Below are 12,449 nucleotides of genomic sequence, written 5' to 3'. Positions count from 1 at the left end.
AGCAGGCGGCTCCGAACGGAAATCGGCTCAGATGGCCGAGTCCAGTTCCTCGATAGTCAGATTCTGATTGGTAAAGACACAGATGGACGCGGCAATGTTCAACGCCTTTTCCGCAATTTCGTGGGCCGACATCTGCTCGGTATTCTGCAGCAAGGCCAATGCCGCGGCTTGGGCAAAGCCGCCGCCGGAGCCCATGGCGATCAGGCCGTGCTCCGGTTCCACCACATCGCCATTGCCGGTGATGATCAGCGAGGCGTCTTTGTTGGCCACTGCGAGCATGGCTTCCAGGCGGCTCAGCGAGCGGTCGGTGCGCCAGTCCTTGGCCAGTTCGACGGCGGCGCGTACCAGGTGGCCCTGGTGTTTTTCCAGCTTGCCTTCGAAGCGCTCGAATAGGGTGAAGGCGTCCGCGGTGGCGCCGGCGAAACCGGCGAGGACCTGGCCGTGATAGAGGTGACGAACCTTCTTCGCATTGCCTTTCATCACGGTGTTGCCGAGAGAAACCTGGCCGTCGCCGCCCATGACGACTTTGCCGTGGCGGCGTACTGAAACGATGGTGGTCAAGGGGTAGTCTCCACGCAGCGGGGCGAAAATGCCCAATGCTGATTCAAATGGGGGGGCGTGGGGGGCTTTTCAACCTGCGCTGGATGATTCTCGACCAAACGGTGTGATTGCGCCTGTAACAGCAGATTGCCGAGGCAGGGTGTGAGCGCTGGGCAAAAGCCCCGACCGACCCCTGGTGGGCCGATCGGGGTGAGGTTCAGCGGTTCTGCCGTTGCTGCAGGAGCAGATTGCTGAAGCCGTTGGCGGCCAGGGCTTTTTGCGAGACTGCGAGTTGTTCGCGGTTGGCGAAGGGACCGACCAGCACGCGGTACCACGTCTCCTCGCGCACCGTGCCGGACTCCACCCTAACGTTCTGGCCGAGCAGGATGATCTGCGCCCGGACGCTTTCCGCATCATCCTTGCGCCGGAACGAGCCGGCCTGGAGGAAAAACTGGGTGCTCAGTGGCGCCTGGACAGCTGGTGGGGTGGGGGCAACTGGCGGTGCCGGCGGCGGCGTTTCACCGTTGAGTGCGGCCAGGGCGCGTGCGGCGTCGATTTTAGCCGCCTGTTCCGGCGTCACTGTTGGTTGTGCGGGCGCAGGTGGCGGTAGGGCGTCCGGCGGCACTATGACTTCCGACTCGGGCAGTAGGGTGTAGAAATCGTACTTGGGCTTGGTTGGCGCCTGCGTGGTGGATTTCGGCTTGGGCTTGCTACTGACGCGCGCGGTCTCGGCCTTGTTGCGTTTGACCGCGTCGCCCCCTGGCTGCAGGTTCATCAGCAACATGACAAATACGCCGACGACCAGGCCGCAGGCCAGCCAGATCCAGCCCGGCACGGGTTTCTTCGCCGGTGCCTTGTAGCGGCTGGCGCCGCGTTTCACCGGGGGCTTCTTGCGCGCCGCCATTTACATGCGCTCCAGGGTTTCCAGACCGAGTAATTCCAGGCCCTGTTTGAGCGTGCGGCCGGTCAGGGCGGCCAGGCGCAGGCGACTCTGTTGGGTTGCCTGGTCCTCGGCGGTGAGGATCGGACAATGTTCGTAGAAGCTGGAGAACAGCCCGGCCAGGTCGTAGAGGTAGGCGCACAGTTGGTGCGGTTCGCCTTTCTCGGCCACGCCGCCGAGTACTTCGGAAAACTGCGCCAGCTTGCCGGCCAGCTCGACTTCATGGGCGGCTTGCAGGTCGAGTTGGCCGTCGATCTCCGCGAAGCTCTTGCCCAGCTTGCGGAATATGCTGGCCACGCGGGTGTAGGCGTAGAGCAAATAAGGCGCGGTGTTGCCCTCGAAGCTGAGCATCTGCTCGAAGTTGAAGCGGTAATCGCTGGTACGGTGCTTGGACAGGTCGGCGTATTTGACCGAGGCGATGCCCACCACGTTACCGATGGTTCGCAGTTGCTCTTCGGTAAACGGGGCTTCTCCGCGGTCGGCTCGTTGATCATTGCGGGCTTTTACCAGCGCATAGGCACGTTCTACGGCCTCGTCGAGCAGGTCGATCAGCTTCACCGTGCCGCCATCGCGGGTCTTGAACGGCCGGCCATCGGCGCCGTTCATGGTGCCGAAGCCCATGTGTTCGAGCTGCATGCCTGCATGCACGAAGCCGGCGCGGCGCGCCACTTCGAAGGTCATCTGGAAGTGCAGGGCCTGGCGCTGGTCGACGAAATACAGCGCACGGTCGGCCTTGAGCACCTGGCTGCGGTAGTGCATGGCGGCCAGGTCGGTGGTCGAATAGAGGTAGCCGCCGCCGGCCTTCTGCACGATCACCGGCAGCGGCTTGCCTTCGGCATTCATGTATTCGTCGAGGAATACGCACTGGGCGCCGTCGCTCTCGCTGAGCAGGCCCTTGTCACGCAGGGCGTCGATAATGCCCGGCAGTTCGGCGTTGTAGGCGCTCTCGCCCTTGACGTCGGCCGGGGACAGCTTGACGCCCAGGCGGTCGTAGGCTTTCTGGCAGTGCGACAGGGAAATCTCGTTGAAGCGGTGCCACAGGCGCATGCATTCGGCGTCGCCGGCTTGCAGCTGTACCACCAGCTCGCGGGCGCGCTCGGCGAACGCGGCGGAGTCGTCGAAGCACTTCTTCGCCGCGCGGTAGAAGCCTTCCAGGTCGGCCAGCTCGCTCTCGGCGGCGGCTGGGTTGGCCTCCATAAAGGCCAGCAGCATGCCGAACTGGGTGCCCCAGTCGCCGACGTGATTCTGCCGGATCACCCGGTCGCCGAGAAACTCCAGCACCCGTGCCACGGCGTCGCCAATGATGGTCGAACGCAGGTGGCCGACGTGCATTTCCTTGGCCAGGTTCGGCGAGGACAGGTCAATCACCACGGTCTGCGGGGCGCCGGCTTTGCGTACGCCGAGCTTGGCGTCGGCCAGTTGGGCGTCGAGGCGACCGGCCAGGGCCTGGCTGTTCTGGTAAAAGTTGAGAAAGCCGGGGCCGGCGATTTCGACCTTGCTGATCTGATCATCGCTGGGCAACGCGGCGATCAGCTTTTCGGCCAACTCGCGCGGCTTCATGGCGGCCGGTTTGGCCAGCATCATGGCGATATTGCTGGCGAAATCACCGTGGCTCTTGTCCTTGGTGTTCTCCACCTGAATCGTCGGGCTCAGGCCCTCGGGCAGCACGCCTTCGGTAGTCAGGCGGATCAGGGCTTGCTGGATCAGGTGGCGAATGCTGTCTTTCATGGTCTGCTCGGTCGGCCGTTGAGGCGGCTGTGCCCTGAGGCGCTGGTTGAAAACGGGGCATTATCGGCGCCCTACGGCCGCAGCATCAAGCTTTAAGCGGGTCGGCGCGGCATCAGTCCTCTGATACATGGCTTGTGTTGGCTGCCAATGGATCGCCGTCCCGCCCGCCCTGCAAGGCTTGCAGCTTGCCGTTCAAAACAAATCTATCGGGTCGACATCCAGCGACCAACGGACCGCGCGGCCGCTGGGCATTTGCTCCAGCGCCAGCATCCAGGTGCTGAGCAGGCGGTGCAGCGGCGCGCGGGCGTTGGCTTGCACCAAGAGTTGCGCGCGGTAACGGCCGGCGCGGCGTTCCATCGGTGCCGGAACTGGGCCAAGCAGCTCGATGCCGCTCAGCTTGAGTTCGCTCACCAGCAGTTCGGCTTCGCTGCAGGCCTCATCGAGAAAACCTTCGGCCTGTCCCGGCTTGTGCGCTTCGGCGCGCAGCAGAGCCAGGTGGCAGAACGGCGGCAAGCCGGCGCTGCGGCGTTCGCTTAAGGCTTGCTCGGCGAAGGCGAAGTAGCCCTGTTCGGTCAGTTGCACCAATAATGGGTGGTCCGCCAGGTGACTCTGAATGATTACTTTGCCGGGTTCCTCGGCGCGGCCGGCGCGGCCGGCGACCTGGACGATCAGCTGGGCCATGCGCTCGCTGGCGCGAAAATCGGCGGAGAACAGCCCGCCGTCGGCATCCAGAATCGCCACCAGGGTCACGCGGGGGAAATGGTGGCCCTTGGCGAGCATCTGGGTGCCGACCAGGATGCACGGTTCGCCGCGTTGCACGGTGTTGAACAGGCTGGTCATGGCCTCCTTGCGCGAGGTGCTGTCGCGGTCCACGCGCAATACCGGCACCTGCGGAAAGAGAATGCCCAGGCGCTCTTCGGCGCGCTCGGTGCCGGCGCCGACCGGGCGCAGGTCGACGTTGTTGCACTTCGGGCAGTTGCTCGGCTGGCGCTCGACGTGCCCGCAGTGATGGCAGCGCAACTCGCCGGAGCGCTGGTGCACGGTCATCCGCGCATCGCAGCGTGGGCATTCCGACAGCCAGCCGCAGTCGTGGCAGAGCAGGGTCGGGGCGAAGCCGCGGCGGTTGAGAAACACCAGCACCTGCTGGCCGGTCGCCAGGGTCTTGGCGATGGCTTGCTGCATGGGGCCGGAAATGCCGGAGTCGAGCGGCCGGCTCTTCACGTCCAGACGCAGAAAGCGCGGTTGTTGGGCGCCGCCGGCGCGCTGGTGCAGGTGCAGCATGGCGTAACGGCCGCTGTGGGCGTTGTGCAGGCTTTCCAGGGAAGGCGTGGCCGAGCCGAGCAGGATCGGAATGTTTTCCTGGTGCGCGCGCACCACGGCCAGGTCGCGGGCGTGGTAGCGCAGGCCTTCCTGCTGCTTGTAGGACGCGTCATGTTCCTCGTCGATGATGATCAGGCCGGGGCGCTGCATTGGCGTGAACAGTGCCGAGCGGGTGCCGATGATGATGTCGGCCTCGCCGTCGCGGGCGGCCAGCCAGGCGTCCAGGCGCTCGCGGTCGTTGACCCCGGAGTGGAGCAGGGCGATTCGCGCGTTGAAGCGCCGCTCGAAGCGCGCCAGGGTCTGTGGGCCGAGGTTGATCTCCGGGATTAGTACCAGGGCCTGCTTGCCGGCTTCCAGGGTCTCGCGGATCAGCTGCAGATAGACCTCGGTCTTGCCGCTACCGGTGACCCCAGCGAGCAGGAAGGCATTGAAGTGGCCGAAGCCGGTGCGAACCGCTTCGGCTGCCGCGCGTTGCTCCGGGTTCAGGGGCAGTTCCGGTTCCGCCAGCCAGTTGAGGTGGCGTTCACTGGCGGCATGCCGGCGTATCTCGACGCGCACCAGGCCTTTCTCACGCAGCTGACCCAGGCTTTCCTTATTCAGTTGCAACTGGCCAAGCAGTTGATGAGCAACGCCGTGCGGGTGCTGGGCGATGGTTTGCAGGGCCTCGCGCTGGCGCGGTGCGCGGCTCAGGCGCGGGTCATCCAGTTGGGCGCCGTCGACCAGGTGCCAGAAGCGCTCCTGGCGAACCTCCGCCGGTTCGCCCTGGCGCAGCAATACCGGCAACGCCCAGCTGAGGGTGTCGCCCAGGCTGTGCTGGTAATACTGCGCCGTCCACAGGCACAGCTTGAACAGCGCTGGCGGCAGCGGCGACTGGGCATCGAGCAGTTGCAGGGCGGGTTTGAGCTTGCCTGTGGGGACCTCACTGTGATCCGTCACCTCGATCAGGATGCCGATCAGCTCGCGCCGGCCAAAGGGCACGCGCAATCGTGCGCCCGGCTGCAGGGCGCTGCGCGGTACGCCGGGCGGCGCACGGTAGTCGAACAGGCGGCGCAGCGGTGAGGGCAGAGCAATGCGCAGAATGGCGTCGGGCACGCGGCGGGCTCCAGGCAGAAGGGCGCGATCTTAGCACGCGGCCTGGCGACGGCCGGCCTCCGCGGTGGCTTGCGTCGTGGCTCGGCTCTGGTATCATCCCGGCCTAATTAAGTGCGGTACTCGACAATAGTGTCGGGTGGCGGCATGTCAGCCCCGAGGAATACACCATGAAAGCCGATATCCATCCGAACTACGAAGGCCTCACTGCTACCTGCAGCTGTGGCAACGTGATCGAAACTCGCTCCACCCTGGCCAAGCCGCTGAGCCTGGACGTGTGCAACGAGTGCCACCCGTTCTACACCGGCAAGCAGAAAATGCTGGATACCGGCGGCCGTGTTGATCGCTTCAAGCAGCGTTTCGGCATGTTCGGCGCCAAGCAGTAAGCTTGCGCGCAGCGACGGGTACCCTGATGGGTGGTTCTTCGCTACTGAAAAAGGCGTCCCTGGTGGGCGCCTTTTTTGTGTCCGTGTTTTGCCTAACCTCCGCCCAGGCGTTCTGTCCCGAGCCCGGCCAATTGCCGAGCTTCAGCGTGCAGCGGATCGTCGATGGCGACACCTTGCGCTTGCACGATGGCCGCAGTGTGCGGCTGATCGGTCTGAACAGCCCCGAGCTTGGGCGTGATGGGCGCAGCGCCGAACCCTTTGCCGAGGCCGCGCGCCGCCGCTTGAGCGAGTTGGTGGCGGCCAATGACGGGCGCGTCGGTTTGCAGCTTGGCCGTGAACCCAAGGATCACTACGGCCGTACCCTGGCGCATGCCTATGACGGCAAGGGCCGCAACCTCGAAGCGCAACTGTTGGCCGAAGGGCTCGGCTATCTGGTGGCGATTGCGCCCAATGTGGCGCTGGTCGAGTGCCAGCAGGCGGCCGAGCGGCTTGCCCGGCAGTCGCGCATCGGCCTGTGGCGGCGCTCGCCGGTACAAACGCCCGGACAGTTGAGTCGCGGCGGTTTTGCCCTGATCGAGGGGCGGGTCGAGCGGGTCGAACGCAATCGCGGCGGGGTGTGGCTGGAGCTGGGTGGTGGGTTGGTTCTACGTGTGCCGCCGCAGGCACAGGATGGCTTCGATATCGGTTGGTTGCACAGCTTGACTGGGCACCAGGTCGCAGTCCGGGGCTGGGTGGTTGACCGCTCCCGCCGCGCAGGGGTAAAACCGGGACAGGCACGCTGGATGTTGCCCGTGACCCATGAGTCGATGCTGGAGGTGCTGCCATGAGCCTACGTTATTTGGCGGTAGCACTGCTGCTCCTCGGCCAGCTGGCAGGTTGTGCGGTCAATCCCGCCACCGGGCGCAGCAATTTCGTGATGATGAGTGAGCGACAGGAGCTGGAGCTTGGTCGGCGCTACAGCCAGGAAATCCTCAAGCAATACCCTCGCTATGCCGACGAGAAACTGCAGGCGTATGTCCAGCAGGTCGGCGAGCGAGTGGCCAGGCACAGTCATCGCAACCAGCTCAATTACCAATTCACCGTGGTGGACAGCCCAGATTTCAACGCCTTCGCCCTGCCGGGCGGCTATATCTATATTCACCGCGGGCTACTCGCCTATCTCAACTCGGAAGCCGAACTGGCTGCGGTATTGGGCCACGAAGTTGGGCATGTCACCGCACGGCACGGTGTGCAGCAGCAAAGTCAGTCGAGCGCCTGGGGTATGCTCGGTCAGGCGCTGGCAATCGGCACCGGTGTCGGTGCAGCGGCCGACCTGACCACTGCCTTGGGCAGTGCCTTCGTGCGTGGCTATGGCCGCGACATGGAGTTGGAGGCCGATGGTTTGGGTGCCCAGTATCTGGCGCGCAGTGGCTATGACCCGCAGGCGATGATCGAAGTGGTCAAGGTGCTGAAAAGCCAGGAAGACTTCGCTCGCGAACAGGCGGCCAAGCGTGGTCAGGCGCAGCCGGCGGGCGGCTATCACGGCGTATTCGATACCCATCCGGATAATGATCGGCGTCTGCAGCAGGTTCTGGGGCCGGCGCGGGCGTTGGCAACCGGGCAGCAAGAAATCAATCGCGACGCCTTTATCAAGCATCTGAATGGGCTGCCATTTGGTGATTCCGCCGCCAGCGGGGTGCGCCGTGGCCAGCATTTCTACCATGCGGAACTGGGCTTGACCCTGGAGTTCCCGCAAGGCTGGGGCATGGTCAATCGGCCGGATGCGCTGATCGGTCATAGTGCCGATCAGCAGGCCTTTATCGCCATGACCCAGCAGGCCAATCCACAGCACCTCTCTGCCGCTCAACTGCTGCGTCAGCTTGTCGGCGGGCAGCGTTTGACGGCTGAAAGTGAATTGCGCCAGGCCGGGTTGTCGGGCTACAGCGCCATCATTCCCGGCACTGCCGCCAAGCGCGTTGCGGTGCTGTTGCAGGGGCAGCGCGCTTACCTGTTTGTTGCGGCGGTACGCGGACGCACGTCGCTGGAGGCTCACGATGAGACCTTTCTCAAGGTGATCAAGAGCTTGCGTCCGCTTACCGCAGCCGAGCGGCGTCTGGCAGAGCCGCTGCGGCTGCATCTGGTCAAGGCGCAAAGTGGGCAGGGCATGGCGGCGCTGGCCAGACAAAGCAAGTTGCCGGGTGATGCCCAGGCGACCTTGCGCCTGCTCAATAATCTCTATCCCGCAGGTGAGCCAGCCCCTGGCAGCTGGCTCAAGGTCGTGCGTTAGTCACGTGGATTCGGGCAAGGCTTAACAGTCTTGTGCAGATGTATACAACTTGCGTATCCTCGGCCGCCTGCCTGTTCAACAGCCAAAAAAGCGGAAATGCCCCTATGTCTGATTTGAAAACTGCCGCTCTCGAATATCATGCAAAACCCCGTCCGGGTAAGCTGAGTGTCGAGCTGACCAAGCCCACTGCCACTGCTCGCGACCTGGCACTGGCCTACAGCCCGGGAGTTGCCGAGCCTGTGCGTGAAATCGCACGTGACCCTGAATTGGCTTACCGTTATACCGGTAAGGGCAATCTGGTCGCGGTGATTTCCGACGGTACCGCGATTCTGGGCTTGGGTAACCTCGGTCCGTTGGCTTCCAAGCCGGTTATGGAAGGCAAGGGTGTGCTGTTCAAGCGCTTCGCCGGTATCGACGTCTTCGACATCGAAGTCGACGCTGAAAGCCCGCAAGCCTTTATCGACACGGTCAAGCGCATTTCCATCACCTTTGGCGGCATCAACCTGGAAGACATCAAGGCACCGGAGTGCTTTGAGATCGAGCGTGCGTTGATCGAGCAGTGCGACATACCGGTTTTCCACGATGACCAGCACGGTACCGCTATCGTTACCGCCGCCGGCATGCTCAACGCCCTGGAAATCGCCGGCAAGACCCTGGAACAGGCGAAGATCGTCTGCCTGGGCGCCGGTGCCGCGGCGACATCCTGCATGAAGCTGCTGGTGAGCATGGGTGCCAAGGTCGAAAACATCTACATGATCGACCGCAAGGGTGTGATCCACGCGGGTCGTGACGATCTGAACCAGTACAAGGCGATATTTGCCACTGAGACCGACAAGCGCACGCTGTCCGAGGCTCTCGAGGGCGCCGATGTGTTCGTCGGTCTGTCCGGTGCCAATCTGCTCCCGGCGGAAGACCTCAAGCGCATGGCGGCCAACCCGATCGTGTTCGCGTGCTCCAACCCGGATCCGGAAATCGCTCCGGAACTGGCCCATGCCGCACGCAATGACGTGATCATGGCCACCGGTCGTTCGGATTACCCGAACCAGGTCAACAACGTGTTGGGCTTCCCGTTCATCTTCCGTGGTGCCCTGGACGTTCGCGCCACTCGCATCAACGAAGAGATGAAAATCGCCGCGGCTCTGGCCCTGCGTGATCTGGCCAAGCTGCCGGTGTCGCAGGAAGTCTGTGATGCCTACGGTGGCATTTCGCTTTCGTTCGGTCGTGAGTACATCATTCCCAAGCCGATGGACCCACGCCTGATCACCGTGGTCTGCGATGCCGTGGCCAAGGCTGCCATCGAAAGCGGTGTGGCAACGCTGCCCTACCCGAAACACTATCCGCTGACATCGGTGGATGATGTGTTCAACGGCTAAGCTGCACACATAAAAAAACCCGCTTCGGCGGGTTTTTTTATGTGTGCAGAGCATGAGTCTGGCTCCTGGGCGGGCGGGCGATCATCGCAGGCAGCCGAACCCCACGGCTCGTCTGGTCTACGGCGACGTCTCCCCTCTGCGCCAGGCGCTTACCGCTTGTGGCATTCACCACATCCAGGCGGGCGCGCGCTTGTTCGCGCCAAAGCACAAGCACCGCGTCGCTGCGACCTTGCTCCCCAAGTGGCGCTGATTCCTTGCAGCTTGCCGTCGCCTCTCTTGCTCTAGAACAAGTCGATCGGTGCCGATTCGTCAGCTGGCAGTGGGCTGCCCGGCGCGCGAATGCCTGGGTCCAACTCGCTCATAGGGGGTGGCGAGTCTTCGCTCTTGAACAGCTCGAAGAAGGCGTCAGCGGTGCCAGGCGTGGCTGCACGGCCGCTATAGGGATCAATGCGCAGGGTCAGCAGGCCTTTGGGTTCCGCAGGTGCATGGCTGGGGTGATCTTGGAGAGCGCTGCCCATGTAGCTCATCCAGATCGGCAGGGCGATGGTGCCGCCGTATTCATGCCTGCCGAGGCTTTCCGGTTGATCGAAGCCGGCCCAGACGGTAGTCACATAATCGGCGTTGTAGCCGGAGAACCAGCTGTCTTTGGACTCGTTGGTCGTGCCGGTTTTTCCGGCCAGATCATTGCGGCCCAGGGCCAGGGCTCTGCGGCCGGTGCCGCGCTTGATCACGTCTTGCAGCATGCTGGTCATGATAAAGGCGGTGCGTTCGTCGATGATGCGCTCTGCGGCAACAGGCTCGTTCGCAACCAGCGCTTGCTCAGGCGTCTGCTCGGAGTTGTCGGTAGTGGCTACTGGGTCGACTACAGCGGCGGTTACCGCGTTTGGGGTGCTTGCGGGGTTGGCGATAAACAGCGGTTCGCCGTAACGGCCGTCAATGCGCTCGATCAGGTAGGGCTGGGTTTTGTAACCGCCGTTGGCAAACGTGGACCAGCCGCGAGCAACTTCCAGTGGCGTCAGGTTGGCTGTGCCAAGCGCCAGGGACAAGTTGCGCGGGAGGTCCTGTTTGTCGAAGCCAAAGCGGCTGACGTAGTCCAGGGCGTAGTCGATGCCGATAGCTTGCAGCAGGCGAATCGACACCAGATTGCGTGACTTATAAAGGGCCTCGCGCAGGCGAATAGGGCCGAGGAAGGTGTTGTTGTCGTTTTTCGGTCGCCAGCCCTGGTCGAGGTACTCGTCGACAAACACGATCGGCGCATCGTTCACCAGGCTCGCGGCGGTGAAGCCACGGTCCAGTGCGGCGCTGTAGATAAAGGGTTTGAAGCTGGAGCCCGGCTGACGCTTGGCTTGCGCGGCACGGTTGTATTTGCTTTGCTCGAATGAGAAACCGCCGACCAGCGCGCGGATCGCGCCGTTGTGCGGATCAAGTGAAACCAGCGCGCTCTGCGCCTGCGGCAACTGGACGAAGCGCAAACTGCCATCGTTCTGGCGTTGCACGCGAATTAGATCGCCAACCTGGGTGACATCGCCTGGTTGCTGCGGGCGAGGGCCGAGACTGTTGGTGTTAAGGAAGGGGCGTGCCCATTTCATGCTGTCCCAGGCGACCGCCTCTTCCTCGCCGCTGCGCAGCAGGACGAGAATGCCGCTTTTTTCGATTTGGCTGACAATTGCGGGTTCTAGGTCGCCCAACGTGCGTCGTTTGGCCAACTCGCTCAGCCAGTCTGCTTTGCCCATGTCGGGCAGGCGGCGGATCGGGCCGCGATAGCCATGGCGCTGATCGTAGGCGATCAAGCCTTCGCGAACGGCCGCGTTGGCCGTGTTCTGCAAGTCGCTTGGGACGGTGGTAGTGACGCTGAAACCTTGGGTGTAAGCCTCGCTGCCATAGCGGCCGACCATTTCCGCGCGAACCATTTCCGCTACATAGGGGGCCGTGACTTCGGGGTCAGAGGCGTGGAGGCTGGCGTCGCCAGGCTCGGCCAGTGCGGTTTCATAGCTCTGCTGGTCGATCCGGCCAAGCATGTGCATGCGTCCGAGGATCCAGTCGCGGCGTTCTTTGGCGCGGCTGGGGTTGGCAAGAGGATTGTAGCGTGAGGGCGCTTTCGGCAGGCCTGCAATCATCGCCAGTTGGGCGAGGCTGAGCTCTTTGATCGATTTGCCGTAATAGACTTGAGCGGCGGCTTCGATTCCGTAAGCGCGGTGGCCGAGGTAGATCTTGTTGACATAGAGTTCGAGGATTTCATCCTTGCTCAATTCACGCTCGATCTGCAGCGCAAGGAGGATCTCATTGATTTTGCGTGAGAAGCTTCTTTCACTGGACAGGAAGTAATTCTTCGCCACCTGCATGGTGATGGTGCTGCCGCCACTCTGGATGTGTCCGCTTTTTAATATTTGCGTGGCAGCGCGCATCAAGCTGGTAAGGTCGACGCCATAATGGTTCGCAAAGTTGTCATCTTCCGCGGCAAGCAGGGCGCCGATGAAATCAGGTGGGATGTCCTCGAATTTGATCGGCGAACGGCGCATTTCGCCAAATTCCGCGATCAGCTTGGCGTCGCTGCTGTATACCCGCAGAGGGATCTGCAACTGGATGCTGCGCAACGTTTCAATGGACGGCAGGCTTGGGCTGAGATAGAGAAAAGCGCCACTGAAACTGAGTAACAACGCACAAAAAGTGGCGACACCAGACCAACAGATGAATTTCAGCAAACGCATCAAAATTTTTGTATTTCCAGATAAAAGAATGAGTTAAGCGGAAGGCAATGCTAAAAGGGAAAAACTGATCACATTATAAGCGTTTTTTTTCCCGGTGAT

9 protein-coding genes are annotated in these 12,449 nt (G+C 62.7%); 4 read left to right on the top strand and 5 right to left on the bottom strand.

Annotation, left to right across the window (positions count from 1 at the left end; genetic code table 11):
* Positions 1–27: 27 nt before the first annotated feature.
* The 4 genes from hslV to B2D37_RS14955 form a co-directional block, all read right to left on the bottom strand.
* Positions 28–561: an ATP-dependent protease subunit HslV gene (gene hslV / locus B2D37_RS14970; RefSeq protein WP_079204996.1), complete on the bottom strand. Its 534-nt coding sequence runs from the start codon at positions 559–561 to the stop codon at positions 28–30.
* Positions 562–757: 196 nt separating this feature from the next.
* Positions 758–1,444: an SPOR domain-containing protein gene (locus tag B2D37_RS14965; protein WP_079203432.1), complete on the bottom strand. Its 687-nt coding sequence runs from the start codon at positions 1,442–1,444 to the stop codon at positions 758–760.
* Positions 1,445–3,208 (bottom strand): arginine--tRNA ligase, encoded by a 1,764-nt coding sequence (gene argS, locus B2D37_RS14960; RefSeq protein ID WP_079203431.1) that lies wholly within the window; start codon positions 3,206–3,208, stop codon positions 1,445–1,447.
* Positions 3,209–3,400: 192 nt separating this feature from the next.
* The gene (locus B2D37_RS14955; protein ID WP_079203430.1) at positions 3,401–5,620 is read right to left on the bottom strand and encodes a primosomal protein N'; all 2,220 of its coding nucleotides are present in this window, start codon (positions 5,618–5,620) and stop codon (positions 3,401–3,403) included.
* Positions 5,621–5,787: 167 nt separating this feature from the next.
* On the opposite strand from B2D37_RS14955, the gene rpmE reads away from it, so the two are divergent.
* The 4 genes from rpmE to B2D37_RS14935 all read left to right on the top strand — a co-directional run bounded on the left by rpmE (position 5,788) and on the right by B2D37_RS14935 (position 9,642).
* The gene (gene rpmE, locus B2D37_RS14950) at positions 5,788–6,003 is read left to right on the top strand and encodes a 50S ribosomal protein L31 (RefSeq protein WP_079203429.1); all 216 of its coding nucleotides are present in this window, start codon (positions 5,788–5,790) and stop codon (positions 6,001–6,003) included.
* A gap of 26 nt (positions 6,004–6,029) precedes the next feature.
* Positions 6,030–6,830 (top strand): thermonuclease family protein, encoded by an 801-nt coding sequence (locus B2D37_RS14945; protein WP_079204995.1) that lies wholly within the window; start codon positions 6,030–6,032, stop codon positions 6,828–6,830.
* Entirely contained in the window at positions 6,827–8,269 is a 1,443-nt protein-coding gene (locus B2D37_RS14940) for a M48 family metalloprotease (RefSeq protein ID WP_079203428.1), read from the top strand. The genes B2D37_RS14945 and B2D37_RS14940 overlap by 4 nt, the downstream gene beginning before the upstream one ends.
* 104 nt (positions 8,270–8,373) lie before the next feature.
* Positions 8,374–9,642, top strand: coding sequence for a malic enzyme-like NAD(P)-binding protein (locus tag B2D37_RS14935; protein WP_079203427.1), 1,269 nt, complete (start codon positions 8,374–8,376; stop codon positions 9,640–9,642).
* Positions 9,643–9,923: 281 nt separating this feature from the next.
* Here the strand turns inward: B2D37_RS14935 and B2D37_RS14930 are convergent, their stop codons facing one another.
* The gene (locus B2D37_RS14930; protein ID WP_079203426.1) at positions 9,924–12,353 is read right to left on the bottom strand and encodes a penicillin-binding protein 1A; all 2,430 of its coding nucleotides are present in this window, start codon (positions 12,351–12,353) and stop codon (positions 9,924–9,926) included.
* Positions 12,354–12,449 lie beyond the last annotated feature (96 nt).

This window comes from Pseudomonas sp. CC6-YY-74, assembly GCF_002025205.1.
Lineage (GTDB): Bacteria > Pseudomonadota > Gammaproteobacteria > Pseudomonadales > Pseudomonadaceae > Aquipseudomonas > Aquipseudomonas paeninsulae.
Note: the sequence above shows the minus strand (reverse complement) of the source record. Positions and strands in the feature narration are given on the sequence as shown.